Raw genomic sequence first — 16,784 nt, 5'->3', positions numbered from 1 at the left:
CTGAGATACCGGATCAGAGGATTTTTTGTCGTCTTATATAAGCAGCTGCTTATGTATAGCATTCACCTCTCCCGGATCGGCCGCAGCATGCCGGCCGGGACGCGGAGAGCTTCGGCGACGGCCAGCGGCCTGCTGCCGGATGCATCCCCTTCCCGCTCAGTTAGCTTAAACAAGACAATTAAAAGAACTTATCCATGACACCTACAATCATGCCGATCAATATCGGCAATACGGCATTCATGCTGCTCTGCTCCAGCCTGGTGATGCTGATGACGCCCGGACTGGCATTCTTCTACGGTGGCCTGGTCGGACGCAAGAACGTGCTGGCGATCATGATGCAAAGCTTCATCTCGCTCGGCTGGACTACCGTGCTGTGGTTCGCCTTCGGCTATTCGATGTGCTTCGGCCCGTCCTGGCACGGCATCATCGGCGACCCGACCTACTACGCCTTCCTGCATGGCATCACATTGTCCAGCATGTACACCGGCAACGACGCCGGCATACCGCTGATCGTGCACGTCGCCTACCAGATGATGTTTGCGATCATCACGCCGGCGCTGATCACCGGCGCCTTCGCCAACCGCGTCACCTTCAAGGCCTACTTCCTGTTCCTGACCGGCTGGCTGGTGTTTGTCTACTTCCCGTTCGTGCACATGGTGTGGAGTCCCGACGGCCTGTTTGCAAAATGGGGCGTGCTCGACTACGCCGGCGGCATCGTGGTGCATAACACCGCCGGCTTCGCCGCCTTGGCTTCGGTGCTGTATGTCGGCCGCCGCCAGAAGGTCGAGCTGAAGCCGCACAATGTGCCGCTGATCGCGCTCGGTTCCGGCTTGCTGTGGTTCGGCTGGTACGGCTTCAATGCCGGTTCGGAATTCCGGGTAGACGCCGTCACCGCTTCGGCCTTCCTGAATACCGACGTCGCCGCCTCGTTCGGCGCCATCACCTGGCTGTTCATCGAATGGTTCTATCACAAGAAGCCGAAATTCATCGGCTTGCTGACCGGCGGCGTCGCCGGGCTGGCGACGATTACCCCGGCCGCCGGCTACGTCTCGCTCGGCACCGCTGCCATCATCGGCATCTGCGCCGGCCTGATCTGCTTCTACGCGGTGGCGCTCAAGAACCGGCTGGGCTGGGACGATGCGCTCGATGTCTGGGGCGTGCACGGCGTCGGCGGCATGGCCGGCACCATCCTGCTTGGCGTGTTTGCTTCCAAAGCCTGGAACGCCAATGGCGCTGACGGCTTGTTGCTGGGGAATACGTCGTTCTTCCTGGCCCAGTGCGGCGCGGTGATCGTTTCCGGCATCTGGGCCTTTGCCTTCACTTACGGCATGCTGTGGCTGATCAACCTGTTCACGCCGGTCAAGGTCGACGCCGCAACGCAGGACCGGATGGATGAAGACCTGCACGGCGAGGATGCTTACCTGCACGCCTGAGTTTCATCTTTTCTAACGCAAAAGCGGCATCCAGGATTTCCCGGATGCCGCTTTTTTATGGAACGATACTCGCCGCTATCTTCCTGGGCGCTGTTATACCTCAGTCTCCAGCGCTATCAGCTCAGCCACCGTCTGGCGGCGCCTGATCAGCCGATGCGTACCCTGCTCTATCAATACTTCCGCCAGCAACGGCCGGCTATTGTAGTTGGACGACATGGAAGCGCCGTAGGCGCCAGTGTCGTGAAACACCAGATAGTCGCCCACCTGCGCTTGCGGCAGCGGGCGCGGCGCCACGATGCCGCCGTCATGCTGGGTAAACACGTCGCCGGATTCGCACAGCGGACCGGCGACTACCGTCGGCCGCTGCGCCAGCGAGTCCGCGTCGGTGGACCGATGCAGCACCGAGATGGCATGGTAGCTGCCGTACATGGCAGGCCGCATCAAATCGTTAAAGCCGGCATCGGCCAGTACGAAATGATTGTTGCCGCTATCCTTGACCGCGCGCACTTCAGACAGCAGCGCGCCGGCTTCCGCGACCAGGAAGCGGCCTGGCTCGATTTCCAGCCGGACTGCATGCCCCAGATGCGCTTCGATTTCCTTGCGCGCGGCGTCCCATATCGAGAAATAATGCGCGGCGTCGATAGCTTGCTCGCCTTCCTTGTACGGAATGGACAGGCCACCTCCAGCCGAGATGGCCTCGAGCTCGCAGCCCAGCCGCTTGACGGTGTCGACCATGGCGCCGCATACCTGTTTCAGATGGTTGTAATCGACGCCGGAGCCGATGTGCATGTGCAAGCCGACGAGTTGCAGACCGTATTGCCGGATCACCTGCAAGGCGCGCTCCAGGTCGGTGTGCCAGATGCCATGCTTGCTGTTTTCGCCGCCGGTGTTGGTCTTGGCGCTATGGCCGTGGCCAAAGCCCGGATTGATTCGCAGCCAGACACGATGGCCTGGCTTGACTTTGCCTATCTGTTCCAGCATGTCGATCGAACCGGCATTGACCTCGATATCGGCCTGCGTTACCCGCGCCAGGGTCGCGGGATCCAGCAGGTCGGCGGTGAACACCAGCCCGGCCGGCGATCCCTGGGGGCTATAACCTGCCAGCAAGGCGCGCTCAATCTCGCCCAATGACACCGCATCGACCATCACGCCCTGCTCACGCATCAGTTTCAGAATGTGGATATTCGAACAAGCTTTCTGCGCGAAGCGAATGACGTCGAAGGCTTTAAGCTGCCCTATCCGCTCGACGATGGTGTCGGCATCGTAGATCCAGAGCGGCGTACCGTAGTGCCGGGCTAGTTCGGGAAACGTATCAAGCAAGGCCGTGTTCATGCAAATTCTCCAAATCAGGTAGGAATATGGAACAATCATCTCCCAAAAACATTATTCAATAAAATATCAATTATTTGCATATCCATTCATAAGCGATATAGGATGGAATATTCGAAGGCAGCAAAAATGTCCATATCGCTCAGACACATCGAAGTATTCCGCGCCGTCATGACGGCCGGCAGCGTCACCGGCGCCGCCGCATTGCTGCGCACCTCGCAGCCGACGGTGAGCAGGGAGCTGGCGCGTTTCGAATCGCTGGTGCGGATGAAACTGTTCGAGCGCGTACGCGGCCGCCTGCAGGCGACCACGCACGCCCTGGCGCTGTATGAAGAAGTGCGGCGCTCCTATGTGGGACTGGAGCGCATCGTCAGCATGGCAGGCTCGATACGGCAGTTCGAACACGGTCAGCTGTCCGTGATCTGCCTGCCGACCTTTGCCCAGACGCTGCTGCCGGCGGCATGCCGCCGCTTCCTCGACGACTACCCGACCGTGGGCCTGAGCATCACCCCACAGGAATCGCCTTTGCTGGAAGAGTGGCTGAGCGCGCAGCGCCACGATATCGGCATCACGGAAACGCTCGCCGCGCCGGCCGCCACCAGGCAATCGCTTTTGTTTTCGGGCGACATGGTATGCGTGCTGCCGGACGGCCATCCGCTGCTAGCCAGGCAAAAGCTGACACCCAGGGATTTCTCGGGACAGCGCTTCATCAACCTGTCGGTGTTCGACACCTATCGGCAGCAGCTGGATGACATTTTCGAACAACATGGCGTCGAGCGCCTGATGGCGATTGAAACCGCGAGCGCGGCGTCGGTATGCGCCATGGTGCGGCAAGGCCTGGGCATCGCCATCGTCAATCCCCTGACCGCCATGGATGAAACCGGCAACGGCCTGCACTTGCGCCGCTTCTCGCTATCCCTGCCCTTCCATGTCAGCCTGGTGCGACCCGAGCACCGGCCTTCATCGATGCTGGCGGATGCATTTGCCGACGTCTTGCGTCGGTACTGCCTAGTGTTGTCCGACACACTAAAGACGACATTGCGAAAAACAAAGTAAATCGCACTTTGGTTTTGCTTAATTAATGTTGTTTAATTTCAACATTATCGATATGCTGGGCCTCGCAGCCGATGGCTTGCGGTAGCAACGCGGCATAGCAAGGAAGAAAAAAAAAGCCAGTTAAAGGCTTTATATCAGCATCAAAAAAATTCAGGGAGAAGTGAATGTTCTGTCCACAATGCGCATCCGCCAACGAGGTGACCGCTAAATTCTGTTCCAGTTGCGGGACCGCTGTGTCAGCATTCGTGCAAGCCGCTCCAGCCACAGGCGCTGAGATGCAGGAATACTACGAGGCACAAATCGGCCCCAAGAATCAGGACTATTATTTGTCTAAATTTGCCGCCTTCGACGATGCGGGGAAAAGCGGCCCGTCATGGCATTGGCCTGCGCTGTTCGTGCCCTTCTACTGGTTCTTGTATCGGAAGATGTGGCGCAACGCTCTCATCTTTCTTGCCACCCCCTACTTCGTCACTATCTTTTTGCTCATGACCGGCGCCGCAACCGGCAAGTCCGGCGGTGCTGTGCTTGGCATAGGCTTCGTCCTGCTGGCCTTGGCCTGCAGGCTGATCCCGGCTATTTTCGCCAACGCCTTGTACTACGCGCATTGCAAGAAAAAAATCGCAGAAATCAAGGCATCAAGACATAGCGTAGAGCGACAGCTTGGCGAACTCTCGGGCAAGGGCGGCACCAGCGGCGTCTTTTTGTTTGTCCTGCTGATCGGCATCTTCATCGCCGTCGTTGGCATTCTGGCCGCGATTGCGATTCCGGCGTATCAAGACTACACAACCCGTGCCCGCGTCGCCGTGGCGGCGGAGATCGGACAGAAAGCGACGCGGTCGGTCGCCAGCTATTATTCCGAGCACAAGCAGGTTCCCTCAGATCTGGCGCAAGCAGGTTTCGTAGAGACTTTACCGAAATCGGTAAAGGAAATCGATATAGACAAGAGCAACGGCGTTGTATCGGTAGTCATGGCCGGCGGAATAATTGAAGGCAAGATACTGAATCTGGTGCCGTCGCTTGATGCCGCCAACCACATCAAATGGCGCTGCATGAGCCAGGAAATCAAGGACAAATATCTGCCCCTTGAGTGCAGGCAGCAAAAATAGCATTTACCGCGGCATCGGCAAGAAATAGGCACTGTAATTTTTGCTGGCCGTCTACCTCATGAAAATTTCATTGCTTTCAGATCTGCACCTGTCCGTCCATCCCATGGCGCCGCCGCGCACCGGCGCCGACGTGGTGGTGCTGGCCGGCGACATCTGGCGGCCGGCGGAGGCCATCGAATGGGCCAGGCAATTCACCGTGCCTACGCTTTTTGTCGCGGGCAATCATGAGTTCTACGGGCGCGATCTGGAAGGCGCCGTCGCCGAATTGCGCGCTGCGGCCGAAGGCAGCAATGTGCATGTGCTGCATAAGCAAAGCATCACTCTGGACGGCATACGCTTCCTGGGTTGTACCTTATGGACCGATTTCAGGTTCTTCAGCAATGAAGAACAACGCCATCTCGGCCTGCAACAGGCAGTGGAACTGGTCAGGGATTTTTCGCGGATACGGATAACATCCGACTCTGCTCAGCTCTTTACACCGGCGCACTCGCAACAAATGTTTGATGACAGCGTGGCCTGGCTGGAGCAGCAATTTGCGCAGCCGCACGAGGGGCCGACCGTGGTCATCAGCCATCACGCGCCGAGCGCGCAAAGCGTGCATCCGAGATTTGCCGGTTCACCGCTGAATGCCTGCTTCGTCTCGGATCTTGAGCAGCGCATCCTGCAATGGCAGCCAGCGTTCTGGCTGCACGGCCATCTGCACGACAGCTTCGACTATCGCATAGGCGCAACGCGCGTGGTCTGCAATCCGCGCGGCTATGCGCGCGCGGGCAAGCAGGAAAACCCGTTGTTCGATCCTTGTCTGTCGATTACTGTCTGAGCTTCCCTGTCATGGTTGCCAGTGGTGAAATTTCCTGATGCCAGTAGAGTCGGTGACAGCCCGGTGTGACACGTTTTCCGGTCTATCAACCTACTTTTGGAGCATAAAATGGCAGATGTTCTTCGATATGGCGACAAGGTCCACCTCTTGAACGGTTACGCCAACTGGGATGGCGGCTATCTGGACAGTTACGGTCATGCTGACCTTCCTGGCGCCAAATATGGCGTACTCACCTCCGTTTCGCCGAATCGCGGCGAAGGCACCGGCACATGGCGGATCGACTCCGCCGAGGGAAAGGCAGCCGGCAGCGAAGTCCTCAGCTGCGACTCCATCTACCTGTTCAATCTTTACCTCGGCGACGGCGGCTATCTCGGCACCTACGGCCACGCCGCGACGCCCGAGCAATACGGCGTGGTCACCGCCAACAAGGCAGACCGGCCCGACGACGTGCTGACTTGGCGCGTGTTTGCCGACTCCACCGACTCGTACGACGGCAAGATCAGGGTGGGCGACGTGGTGCATTTCCTGAATGACTACAACCGCACCCATGGCGGCTTTCTGGACACCTGCAACAATGCCGGAAAACCTGACACCAAATACGGCGTTTTCACCTCGCGCCTGTTGAACCGCGGCCTCAGCAGCGGCCCAACAGCGGCCACTGGCGCCTGGAAATTCTCCAAGGCCTAGCCTTGGTTTAGCGGTGCCCGACAGCCTGACTGCGGCAATACGCAACTGCCGCTGACCCGCAGCTGACGCAGCCAGGGCAGGTTCGAGGGCAGACAGCCCGGAAGGTGATGCGATCGGCTCACCTTCCGGGCTATTCCTGCGGCACCCTGCCGGTTTACCTGGCGACTTCAATCACCACTTTGCCGAAGTGTCCGGCATGCTCCAGATGCGTATAAGCCTCGCGCGCCTGCTGGAAAGGGAATACGCGATCCACCACCGGCCGTATCCCCGCCACCTCGGTAAACCGGCTCAGATCTTCCAGCATGCTGCGGCTGCCTACAAAAATGCCTGACAGACGCTTGGCGCCGCCGATCAGCGCAAACGGATCGAGCTCGCCGCCGAAGCCGCTGACGCCGCCGATGATGGCAATCGTGCCGCCCATCCGCGTACTGCGGATGGAACGCGACAACGTGCCCTGGCCACCTACTTCCAGCACCAGATCGACGCCGCGGCCACCGGTCAAGCGCACGACCTCATCCTGCCACTCGGTGGTATTGCTGTAGTTGATGGTAGCGCTGGCGCCCAGCGCCCGGGCACGCTCCAGCTTTTCATCGCTGGAAGAAGTAATGATGGCGCGCAGGCCGGCCGCCTTCGCGATTTGCAAGGCCCAGACGGAAACGCCGCCGGTGCCCAGCAGCAGCACGCTGTCGCCGGCCCTGAGGCGGCCTTCGACAAACAAGGCATTCCAGGCGGTGACGCCGGCGCATGGCAGCGTTGAAGCTTCGGCATAGTCCATATGCGCCGGAATCGTCACCCAGGCATTCTCATGCAACACCACTTCTTCGGCCAGCATGCCGTCGGCGACTGCGCCTAGCGCCCGGCTGGTGGTCTGCGCAGTCGGCGCACCACTGATCCAATCAGGAAAAAACGAGGCGGCAACCCGATCGCCGATACGCAAGCGCGTCACGCCGGCCCCCACCTCGATCACCTCGCCGGCGCCGTCAGAAACCGGAATCACAGAACCATCGCCGGTGCTCAGGTAGCTGCCGTCGGCGATCATCAGGTCGCGATAGTTGAGCGACACCGCGTGCACCCGCACCCGCACTTCATGCGCGGCAAGCGCTGTACCCTGGCGCTGCACCCGCTCCAGTCCTGCGATCTTTTGTCCTGACTGAATTTGATAAGCTTGCATGGAAATCTCCTGTTAGGTTCACATCATCCGGGACCTGGCAGGCGTTGCAGCGATGCCTGCTCAGGGGTTGCCTGTTATCATATAGAAGCTAATTATTCTCCAGTGGCGTATTTTTTTATTATGTATGTAGCCAAAATGGATACAATCAATGAGTGACCGTTTGCATGGCATCAGCGCTTTCGTCGAGGCGGTAGACGCCGGCAGCTTTGCCGTGGCGGCGCAACGCATGCGTCTGACCCGCTCGGCAGTGGGAAAAAGCATCGCCCGGCTGGAGCAGCGCCTAGGCGTGCGCTTGTTTCAACGCACCACGCGCAGCCAGAGCCTGACCGAAGACGGCGAGGCCTACTACGAACGCTGCGTGCGCGCGCTGGCGGAACTGGATGCCGGCGTCTCGGCGCTGGACAGCGGCAAGAGCGAAGCCATCGGCCGCCTGCGCGTCAGCGTGCCGGTGCTGTTCGGCCGTCATTGCGTGGCGCCGATATTGCTGGCGCTGGCGCGCCGCCATCCGCGCATGACGATTGAAATGTCCTTCAGCGATCAGGTGGCGGATCTGGTGGAAGAAAAATTCGACCTGGCGATCCGCATCGGCAGCCTGCCCGACAGCAGCACCCTGGTTGCGCGCCGGCTGGCTACGCAAGACATGGCCATTTGCGCGGCGCCGTCTTACCTGGCGCAATACGGCACTCCCGCCGATCTTGCGGAGATGAGCTCGCATGTCGGCATTGCCTATGGCCGCGCGGGCCGGCTAGAGCCATGGCGCGTGCGCGACAGCAGCGGCGAGGTGCACAAGCCGCAGGTGGATATCCGCGTGGTGTTCGATGACTTGCAAGCGATCACCGACGCCGCCGTGGCGGGCGCCGGGCTGGCCTGGCTGCCGTGCTGGCTGATGTCAAAACATTCGCGTGCCGGCGAACTGACCTTGGTGATGGATAGCGAGAGCGTGCTGCCCACCGAAATCTATCTGGTCTGGCCGCAGTCGCGCTATCTGCCGACCAAAACCAGGGTGGCTATCGACGCCCTGGTCGCCGAGATTCCAGGCATGGTGGGCAAGCTGCAGCGGCCACCCGCGAAAACAGCCGCCGCTTGAACCAGCTTACCGCCCCAGCACGCCGAACTGCCAGGCAAAGAAAACCAGCAGCCCGACCATGATGGTCAACAGCTGGCGGCGGGTCACGGCACACACCAGCACCGCGGCACAGGCCGCTATCAGCTGCGGATTACGCCAACTCAGTTCGATGCCCTGGCCGTGCGGCGCCAGCACCATAGGCACGATGATCGCCGTCAGCACGGTGACCGGGACAAAGGCCAGCGCCTCTTTCAGCCAGACTGGAAAGGCAGCGCGCTCGCCCAGCATGAAAATCGCCGCTTTGATAAAGACCGTGATCAGCGCCATGCCGACGATCATCAATGTATACATCATGCCTTGCCCCTTGCCGCACGGCTGCGCGCTTGCCAGTGCGAGATCGCCAGCCCAACGCCGACGCCGGCCAATATCGCCGCCAGCAGGCCCAGCTTGTAGGGCAGATCGCGCAGGAACCAGGCGAACGCGCCGGCAGCGATTGCGGCGGCCAGCTGCGGAAAGCGGAACAACTGCGGCACCACAATCGCGATGAAGGTCGCCACCATGGCGAAATCCAGGCCCAGGGTCTGCAACTGCGGAAATGCAGCGCCGAACAGCAATCCGATCAGCGTCCACAACTGCCAGTTGCCGTACATGGCCAGGCCCGAGCCGAGGAAGTACCAATGTCCTAGCGGGGTATGCCCGTGCTTGTGATAGTAGGCGTTGGCGACGGCGAAGGTTTCATCGGTCAGCAAAAATCCAAGCAGGCCGCGCCAGCGCGCCGGCAAATGACTGACGTAGGGCAGCAAGGTCGCCGCATACAGCATGTGGCGCAGGTTGACGATGAAGGTCGCCATCCAGATTACCAGGATGCCGGTCTGCGCAGCCGCCAGGCCTACCGCGATGAACTGGCTGGAGCCGGCAAACACGCTCAGCGACATGAACTGGCCCTGCCATGACACCAGCGGACCGGCAGCTATCAGGGCGCCGAAAATCACGCCGAACGGCGCTGCTCCCACCAGCATGGGCAGGCTGTCGCGAGCGCCGGCGGCAAAACTTGAAGAAGGGGTAGGATGCGGCATGGACGATTCCATTAAGATGTTCGCATCTTAATGTCATGCGCCTCTTTGCGCTAGTATGTAATTGCTGTGTGCCGGCTACGCACGTCAATTATCATTTCACCATGGAGCAGGATTTTTACAAAGACCGGCTGCATGCACGTCATGGCTTGCAGGTATTGATCCCGGCGCCGGAAGATCGCGATGTGGGTGCTCGCGGCGACTTCCTGAACGCCATGGCCTGCCCCGGTCATGCCTGGGCAGGCCGCAACGCATGGCTACTGTGAAACGGCATCGTTAGACATCGCCTTGTCGCGCTTGGCTTTTGCTTCTGCCTTCTGCTCTTTCATGTCGACTTTCGCTTCCGCTTTTTCCACCTTCATTTCCGTGTTTGCCGATTTCTTGCGCGCCTTGTATTCCGCGTTGGCATCGCTGTCGGCCTGGCGCTTTTGCACCAGCGGGTCGGACGAGACTGCCGGGTTGGTGCCGGGAACAGGCACCATCATGACTTGCCCGTTGTTAGTGCTGCCATCGGCGGCGGTCTGGGCTTGAGCGGCGCCGGCTGCTGCCAATGCCGAAGCGGCGAAGATGAGTGCTGAGATATTTTTCATGATAAGTCCTTTTAAGTGGGAATGAAGAGGCGGATGGCGACGGATCACTGGCAAAAAAACGGATTCGCGCGTCGCTCATGTGTCATTCATGAATCAGATACGGATCGCAAATCGGCTTTCCGTGTCAACACAGCTCAAGGTTAGCCGCAAACATAGACCGGTTTTGTGCGCTAAGCCACTTAACGGCATCATTTGGAAAATTGCAACACAACCGCGCTGCGTAAGGCTTTGCAGGCGATGGGACACGCGTGTGCAGTAGTTTTACGAGGTCGAAACATGCCATTGCACACTTTACATCCGCACTTTTTTGAACAAGAATAAAAACGTCAGCAATTCACTTTTTTATTTTTTGATGATGGCGGTCTTGACACGCCGCTGCTATCGGATGGAGAAAACATGCAATTCAAACATACCCTGATGGTTACAGCACTTGCAATGATCGCGGTCGCCGGATGTAAAAAGGCCGATGACCAGAATGCGCCGGCCACACAGCAAGCCGCACCTCCCGCCATGGCGCCGGCGCCAACTCCTGCGCCGGCTCCGGCGCCTTCCACACCGGACGCTAGCACGCCAGCAGCCAGCAGCTCCGGCAGCTAGGCAATCAGACAAGATGGCCGCCTGGCAGGTGGCCATCGCCTCATTCGGCGTCGATGCAACATACCGGCCGGCAATCATTGTGCTTATGGCATGGCCGGGCCACACGCTCGATCAGCAAGCTCTATCTGCAAGCCCATAAACGTGTCAGCGAAGTCCTACAACAGAAGAGGTGATCCGCCGATTCCTCGAAACCCTTGCAGCTGCGACTATCAATGCACAGCAGTACCACCCCTCGAAGGAGACGGCGATGGCTTACGTATTGAACGGTTGCAGCAACAGCAGTGCGAAAAACGCAGCAAACAAGAAGGTTATGGTATTGGCCGCCATGCGTAGCGAAGGCAAGGGAGATTTCATCCGGCCCGGCACGCAAAACCTGACCTCGCTCTGCATTGCAGGACTGTACGGCCACAACCCGCTGCAAAACCATATCCTTGCATCCCTGCCAGGCGACGATTTCAGGCGCCTGCAGCCGCATCTCGAATTTGTCGCCATGCCGTTCGGCATGACTATCTGCGAAGCGGACAGCCAGATAAAGCATATCTATTTCGTCACCAGCAGCATTGTCTCTCTGCTGCATGACATGAAAGACGGCAGTTCCGCGGAAACAGCAGTCATCGGTAACGAAGGCGTGCTCGGCGTCACCCTGTTCATGGGCGGCGGCAAGAGCCTCAACCGGGCCACGGTGAAAAGCGCCGGCTACGGTTTTCGCCTCAAGGCCAGCATCCTGCTGGAGGAATTTGCGCGCGGCGGCGCCCTGCAGCAACTGCTGCTGGGCTACACACAGGAATTGATCACGCAGATGTCGCAAACCGCCGTGTGCAACCGCCATCACAGCGTGCCGCAGCAACTGTGCCGCAGCCTGCTGCTGACGCTGGACCGCCTGCCGGATAATGAAATCAGCGTTACCCAGAGTTCGATTGCCGCCATGCTGGGCGTACGCCGCGAATCGGTGGCGGAAGCGGCCGGCAAGCTGCAGGAAGAAGGCGTGATCCAATATGCACGCGGGCATCTGACGGTGCTGGACCGCAGCGGCCTGGAAGCCAGGGCTTGCGAGTGCTATCACGATCTCAGGCATGAATGCCATACCATGCCGGCTGAGAAAAAGGCGTCGTGAAATAGTCGTGCCCAAAGGCGGCGGCTATGTATTTCGGCGCATGGCTTGCCGCGTGCCGGTCGCGCTTGCGCATCTGATGAATCGACGTAAAGGAAGAAGAATATCGCGTCGAACCGAGGACTTGGCGCAACTGGCATATCAGACTGATAAAATCCAGCGGCCCTGACAGCCGGCTGGATTTTTTTATTGGCGGCTAGCGCGCCCGGTTAATTTGCCGCGGGCTTTGCCGGCTCGCCGGCAACCGTAGCGCCATCCGGCGCAACATGCATGCCCAGCACCTTGGTCAAGAATCCCCAGCGGTCAGCCACCTCTTCGATCTGCTTCGAGGTCGGCTTGCCGGCGCCATGCCCGGCCTTGGTATCGATGCGTATCAGCACCGGCGCCGCGCCGGCCTGATCGGCCTGCTCGGTTGCCACAAACTTGAAACTGTGCGCCGGCACCACGCGATCGTCGTGATCGGCGGTGGTCACCAGGGTGGCCGGATAGCAGGTTCCCGGCTTCAGGTTATGCAAGGGCGAATAAGCGTACAAGGCCTTGAATTCATCGGCGTTGTCGGAAGAACCGTAGTCAGAAGTCCAGCCCCAGCCGATGGTGAATTTATGGAAGCGCAGCATGTCCATCACGCCGACTTGCGGAATCGCCGCCGCAAACAGATCCGGCCGCTGCACCATGGTGGCGCCCACCAGCAGGCCGCCGTTGCTGCCGCCGCCGATCGCCAGCTTTTGCGGTGAGGTATATTTATTGGCGATCAGCCACTGCGCCGCACCGATGAAATCATCGAACACATTCTGCTTGTGCAGCTTGGTGCCGGCTTCATGCCAGGCTTTGCCGTATTCGCCGCCGCCGCGCAGGTTCGGCAAGGCGTAGACGCCGCCCATTTCCATCCAGGCCAGGTTGGCCACCGAGAACGCCGGCGTCAGCGAAATATTGAAGCCGCCGTAGCCGTACAGATAGGTCGGGTTGCTGCCATCCAGCTTGATGCCCTTTTTCGAGACGATGAACATCGGCACCTTGGTGCCATCCTTGCTGCTGTAGAACACCTGGCGGGTTTCGAAGGCGCTCGGATCGAAATCGACTTTCGGCTGCCGGTACAGGCTGCTCTTGCCGCTTGCCAGGTCGTAGCGATAGATGGCGGCTGGAGTGGTGAAGCCGGTAAACGAATAGAAGGTTTCCTTATCGCTGCGCTTGCCGCCAAAACCGCTGGCGGAGCCGATGCCAGGCAACGCCACTTCACGCACCAGCTTGCCATCCAGGGTAAAGACCTTGATCTGGCTGCGCGCATCTTTCAGATAATCGAGCACCAGGCGCTGGTCGACCAGGTTCGCGCCTTGCAAGGTTTCCTCGGCTTCCGGCACGATCATTTTCCACTTTGCAGTTTGCGGCTGGCGCGTGTCGATCGCGATGACGCCGCCTTTTGGCGCATTCTTGTTCGAATTGAAGTAGAACACCGGGCCGTCGTTATCGATGAAATCGTAGGATGCATCGAAATCGTCGAGCAGCGGCTGCATGGCTGCATTCTTCTTGCTCAGGTCTTTGTAGTAGACGCGGTTCTTTTGCTCGGTGCCTTGCGAGATGCTGACGATCAGGTACTTGCCATCGTCGGTGACATGGCCGGCGAAGCCCCACTCTTTCTGGTCCGGGCGATCGTAGACCAGGACATCGTCCGACTGCGGCGTGCCCATTTTATGGAAATACAGTTTCTGGAAATAATTGACGTCGGCCAGCTTGGTCGCCTCTTTCGGCGCGTCGTAGCGGCTGTAGAAAAATCCGGAGCTGTCATGGGCCCAGGACGCGCCCGAGAATTTCACCCATTGCAAATGATCGGCGGTGTCTTTGCCGCTTTCGATGTCACGCACTTTCCACTCGTTCCAGTCTGAACCGGAAGCCGCGGTGCCGTAGGCCAGATACTTGCCGTCCGGGCTGACGGCGATGCCCGCCAGCGCCACCGTGCCATCCGCCGCCAAGGTATTGGGATCCAGCAGCAGGCGCGGCTCGTCGTTGATATGCTTGACCGTGTACAGCACCGCCTGGTTTTGCAGGCCGTCGTTACGGCTGTAGAAGTAGCGGCCGCCTTCCTTGAACGGCACGCTGAAGCGTTCATAATTCCACAGTTTGGTAAGCCTGTCGCGGATCGCGGAACGCGCCGGAATCGTCTCCAGATAGCCATGCGTCAGCTTGTTCTGCGCCTCGATCCAGGCCTTGGTATCGTCGCCGTTGGCGTTTTCCAGCCAGCGGTAGGGGTCGGCTACCTTGACGCCGTGATAGTCGTCGGTCTGATCGATTTTCTTGCTGGCCGGGTAGCTCAGGGGCTGGCTGGCCGCGGGGCATTGCTGGGCGATGCTGGCGCCGCTGGCGAGGATGGCGGATAAGGCAAGTGCGTGTTTTAGATACATGTTTTGTCCGTTGTGATTTGGGGTGAAATCAAGTCAGCAAAGAGTCATGCCGTCATCAGGCGCTCGCGGATAAGCGGGCGATGATTTTTTTGCGTTACGTTAACTTTTTTAATAGCAACTATGCTATCTTGCAATTCTAGTATGTAACATACTGTAGCGCATGTCGATCTGTATTCAACAGACACCCATACCCAACTTTTAGAGACAAAGAAAAACGCCATGAAAACACTACTGATTTGCGCCTTTGCCCTGCCCTTGATTGCTGCCTGCGCTGCACCTTCCAGCGAGCCGGACGGTGCTTCTTACGTGCCGCAGGAAGCCGTGTACACGACGGGCAGTAATCTGCCGACCAAGCAAGCCAAATCGTCGGGCGTACAAACCATGTCGCCGGAGCAGGCCAGAGACATGGTGTTTCCAGTTGCTCCCAGAGGTCCTAAAGATTAAGAGTCTGCTTTAAAAAGCGGTAGTGAATAAAAAAGAGCTGTTGCAGACCATGCAAACAGCTCTTTTTTTGTATCGCCATACGGTGCGCTTAATTCACCGGACGATTGACCTGCATTACCCACAAGCGCGCCAGGTCGGCAACGCCATCCGCGCCCTGGACAGTCTTGAAAGCCTGGATCGCCTTTTCCTTCTGGCCGGCCATCTGATAAGCAATCCCCAGATGCAATTTGGCGTCTTCGCTACGCTTCAAGCCACTCTTTTTCAAACCGTCTTCCATCAGCGCCAGGCCCTTGTCGAACTGGCCTGCAGTCACTAGCGCGTAACCGAGATTAATCTGCCCTGTGCCTTCCTTGGAACTGGATACCGAGGCTTCGCTTTGCGCCATGGTTTTCAGGTCGTCGGCTGCAGCCTTGTTGGCCTGGTCGCGCAGACGCTTCTGTTTGGCGGCATCCGAACCGCTTCCCAACAGGCCGGCCTGGTAACCCTGGTCCATGACTTTCTTGGCTTCCGCAGGGAAACCTGCCAGCAGGGCCAGTTGCGCCATATCGGTGAATTCAGTGCTGGTTTGCAGCTGGATCGTGGCCGCTTTCAAACGATAAACGTCGAGCACCAGGCGGTCGGAAAAGCCTGGCTTGGACTGTACCTTGTTGAGCAAATCGGCCCAGTATTCTTTCTTCGGATAATAGGTGTTCAGCTTCTCCAGGACGGCCAGATAAGCGACCTTGTCGTTACTCTTCAATGCGCAGCTGATCAACAGCTTCAGGTTGATTTCGCTCGGTGCCCGGCCCGCAGCTTCATCAGCGGCAATCACTGCCTGCAGTTCGCTGGTGGCGCGGGGAATGTCGTTACTCAGATAGTACGACTGGATCAGCAGAGTATGTGTTGCCGGATCGTTGTCGCCCTCTTTCTGGGAACGCGACAGCCACTCAATGGCTTTCGGATAATTTTGTGCTTCGTAATACAGGTTGCCCAGCGCCTTGACGATCTTGGCCTGCTCCGCAGGAGCCAGGCGTCCGGAAGCGATCACCGCTTCAAACGATTTTCCTGCCAGCGGGATGTCGCCGGCGCTGGCCGCGGCAGCGCCGCGCATGCGGTCAATCGAGTAGATTTCAAATGGCGTCTTGTCGCCGACAGCGTCCGTTTCCGCTATCTTTGCCAGCGCTTCCTTGTACTTTTGTTCTTTGATCAGGGCCTGTGCCGCCTGCAGCGGCAGGCCGATTTCCTGGCGCACGGTTTCGGCTTTCGCCTTGTCGGCATCGTCGGCGGCATAAGCGCTTTGAGTAAGGCCTAAAACAGGAAGCGTCGCGTTGAGGCCGACTGCGGCCAGCAACACAAACATGGGAGCGAAGCGTAATTTGGACATAGCTATTCTTTCAATCGAAAACGAAAATAGGCAGGTTCCAGGGCGTAACCCTAAACCTGCCTATTGCCTGGTGCGAAAAACCAAACCTATTTGTTACTCCATGAACTGCTCGTTGCCAACGATGCCGATCTTGGTGACGCCCAGCCGCTGCGCCGACGCCATCACGGCAGCCACCGACTTGTACTCCACCAGCTTGTTCGGACGCAGATGCACTTCATCGATATTGCCGCCGGCGACCACCGTTTTCAGACGGTCTTCCAGCTCTGCGCGGTTGGCCATCGGCGTACCGTTCCACATCACCGTGCCGCTCGGATCGATATCCACCGTGTCGACCACTGGCAGAGCCAATGGCGGCGGCGGATTACCGGTCGGCATGTTCAGCTTGATCGCATGATTCTGGATCGGAATCGTGATGATCAGCATGATGATCAGCACCAGCATGACGTCAATCAGCGGCGTCATGTTCATTTCCATCATCGGTTCCGGATCATTGGCGTTGCCGCCGGATGAGCCCACATTCATACCCATTTGATGCTCCTAAT

The 16,784-nt window shown here is 58.8% G+C and carries 18 protein-coding genes and 1 pseudogene; 11 read left to right on the top strand and 8 right to left on the bottom strand.

Features of this window, described 5'->3' with window-relative positions; translation table 11 throughout:
- Positions 1-194: 194 nt before the first annotated feature.
- Positions 195-1,433: an ammonium transporter gene (locus BCF11_RS17845; RefSeq protein ID WP_199110913.1), complete on the top strand. Its 1,239-nt coding sequence runs from the start codon at positions 195-197 to the stop codon at positions 1,431-1,433.
- A 93-nt stretch (positions 1,434-1,526) separates the two neighbouring features.
- On the opposite strand, the gene lysA is transcribed toward BCF11_RS17845, so the two are convergent.
- On the bottom strand, positions 1,527-2,765 hold the full coding sequence (lysA, locus tag BCF11_RS17840) for a diaminopimelate decarboxylase (protein ID WP_098495931.1): 1,239 nt from the start codon (positions 2,763-2,765) through the stop codon (positions 1,527-1,529).
- 126 nt (positions 2,766-2,891) lie between these two features.
- On the opposite strand from lysA, the gene BCF11_RS17835 reads away from it, so the two are divergent.
- From BCF11_RS17835 to BCF11_RS17820, 5 genes and pseudogenes are all read left to right on the top strand, one after another.
- Positions 2,892-3,818 (top strand): LysR family transcriptional regulator, encoded by a 927-nt coding sequence (locus BCF11_RS17835; RefSeq protein WP_098497559.1) that lies wholly within the window; start codon positions 2,892-2,894, stop codon positions 3,816-3,818.
- Between the two features lie 164 nt (positions 3,819-3,982).
- Positions 3,983-4,045 (top strand): annotated as a pseudogene (locus BCF11_RS28660) (zinc-ribbon domain-containing protein); the annotation flags it as partial.
- A 48-nt stretch (positions 4,046-4,093) separates the two neighbouring features.
- Entirely contained in the window at positions 4,094-4,924 is an 831-nt protein-coding gene (locus BCF11_RS17830) for a DUF2628 domain-containing protein (RefSeq protein WP_158229223.1), read from the top strand.
- Positions 4,925-4,982: 58 nt separating this feature from the next.
- The gene (locus BCF11_RS17825) at positions 4,983-5,744 is read left to right on the top strand and encodes a metallophosphoesterase family protein (RefSeq protein WP_098497558.1); all 762 of its coding nucleotides are present in this window, start codon (positions 4,983-4,985) and stop codon (positions 5,742-5,744) included.
- A 108-nt stretch (positions 5,745-5,852) separates the two neighbouring features.
- The gene (locus tag BCF11_RS17820) at positions 5,853-6,431 is read left to right on the top strand and encodes a hypothetical protein (RefSeq protein ID WP_098495929.1); all 579 of its coding nucleotides are present in this window, start codon (positions 5,853-5,855) and stop codon (positions 6,429-6,431) included.
- A 154-nt stretch (positions 6,432-6,585) separates the two neighbouring features.
- Here the strand turns inward: BCF11_RS17820 and BCF11_RS17815 are convergent, their stop codons facing one another.
- Positions 6,586-7,602: an NAD(P)-dependent alcohol dehydrogenase gene (locus BCF11_RS17815; protein WP_098495928.1), complete on the bottom strand. Its 1,017-nt coding sequence runs from the start codon at positions 7,600-7,602 to the stop codon at positions 6,586-6,588.
- 148 nt (positions 7,603-7,750) lie between these two features.
- Between BCF11_RS17815 and BCF11_RS17810 the strand changes: the two genes are divergently transcribed.
- Complete coding sequence (locus BCF11_RS17810) at positions 7,751-8,689, top strand: LysR family transcriptional regulator (protein ID WP_098495927.1); 939 nt, start codon at positions 7,751-7,753, stop codon at positions 8,687-8,689.
- 6 nt (positions 8,690-8,695) lie between these two features.
- On the opposite strand, the gene BCF11_RS17805 is transcribed toward BCF11_RS17810, so the two are convergent.
- Together BCF11_RS17805 and BCF11_RS17800 are read right to left on the bottom strand one after the other, a co-directional pair.
- A complete protein-coding gene (locus BCF11_RS17805) occupies positions 8,696-9,022 on the bottom strand; it encodes an AzlD domain-containing protein (RefSeq protein WP_098495926.1) in 327 nt (108 codons plus the stop codon).
- The gene (locus BCF11_RS17800; RefSeq protein WP_098495925.1) at positions 9,019-9,744 is read right to left on the bottom strand and encodes an AzlC family ABC transporter permease; all 726 of its coding nucleotides are present in this window, start codon (positions 9,742-9,744) and stop codon (positions 9,019-9,021) included. Before BCF11_RS17800 ends, BCF11_RS17805 begins: the two co-directional genes overlap by 4 nt.
- Positions 9,745-9,812: 68 nt before the next feature.
- Here BCF11_RS17800 and BCF11_RS28190 point away from each other — a divergent pair, with 68 nt between their 5' ends.
- Positions 9,813-10,007 carry a hypothetical protein gene (locus BCF11_RS28190; RefSeq protein WP_098495924.1) on the top strand — a complete coding sequence of 65 codons (195 nt, stop codon included), beginning with the start codon at positions 9,813-9,815 and terminating at the stop codon, positions 10,005-10,007.
- Here the strand turns inward: BCF11_RS28190 and BCF11_RS17790 are convergent.
- On the bottom strand, positions 9,999-10,331 hold the full coding sequence (locus BCF11_RS17790; RefSeq protein ID WP_098495923.1) for a hypothetical protein: 333 nt from the start codon (positions 10,329-10,331) through the stop codon (positions 9,999-10,001). The two genes, BCF11_RS28190 and BCF11_RS17790, sit on opposite strands and share 9 nt — an antisense overlap.
- A gap of 396 nt (positions 10,332-10,727) precedes the next feature.
- Here BCF11_RS17790 and BCF11_RS17785 point away from each other — a divergent pair, with 396 nt between their 5' ends.
- Together BCF11_RS17785 and BCF11_RS17780 are read left to right on the top strand one after the other, a co-directional pair.
- Entirely contained in the window at positions 10,728-10,928 is a 201-nt protein-coding gene (locus BCF11_RS17785) for a hypothetical protein (protein WP_098495922.1), read from the top strand.
- A 247-nt stretch (positions 10,929-11,175) separates the two neighbouring features.
- Complete coding sequence (locus tag BCF11_RS17780) at positions 11,176-12,042, top strand: Crp/Fnr family transcriptional regulator (protein ID WP_098495921.1); 867 nt, start codon at positions 11,176-11,178, stop codon at positions 12,040-12,042.
- Positions 12,043-12,248: 206 nt separating this feature from the next.
- On the opposite strand, the gene BCF11_RS17775 is transcribed toward BCF11_RS17780, so the two are convergent.
- Positions 12,249-14,435 carry a prolyl oligopeptidase family protein gene (locus BCF11_RS17775; protein ID WP_199110911.1) on the bottom strand — a complete coding sequence of 729 codons (2,187 nt, stop codon included), beginning with the start codon at positions 14,433-14,435 and terminating at the stop codon, positions 12,249-12,251.
- 219 nt (positions 14,436-14,654) lie between these two features.
- Between BCF11_RS17775 and BCF11_RS17770 the strand changes: the two genes are divergently transcribed.
- Positions 14,655-14,879 (top strand): hypothetical protein, encoded by a 225-nt coding sequence (locus BCF11_RS17770; protein ID WP_098495920.1) that lies wholly within the window; start codon positions 14,655-14,657, stop codon positions 14,877-14,879.
- An 88-nt stretch (positions 14,880-14,967) separates the two neighbouring features.
- Here the strand turns inward: BCF11_RS17770 and BCF11_RS17765 are convergent, their stop codons facing one another.
- Both BCF11_RS17765 and BCF11_RS17760 read right to left on the bottom strand, forming a co-directional pair.
- Positions 14,968-16,242 (bottom strand): tetratricopeptide repeat protein, encoded by a 1,275-nt coding sequence (locus BCF11_RS17765; RefSeq protein WP_098495919.1) that lies wholly within the window; start codon positions 16,240-16,242, stop codon positions 14,968-14,970.
- 93 nt (positions 16,243-16,335) lie between these two features.
- On the bottom strand, positions 16,336-16,770 hold the full coding sequence (locus tag BCF11_RS17760) for a biopolymer transporter ExbD (RefSeq protein WP_098495918.1): 435 nt from the start codon (positions 16,768-16,770) through the stop codon (positions 16,336-16,338).
- Positions 16,771-16,784: the final 14 nt, after the last annotated feature.

This window comes from Collimonas sp. PA-H2 (genome assembly GCF_002564105.1).
Lineage (GTDB): Bacteria > Pseudomonadota > Gammaproteobacteria > Burkholderiales > Burkholderiaceae_D > Collimonas.
The sequence above is the reverse complement of the archived record's forward strand: the minus strand, read 5'-3'. Positions and strand labels throughout refer to the sequence as shown.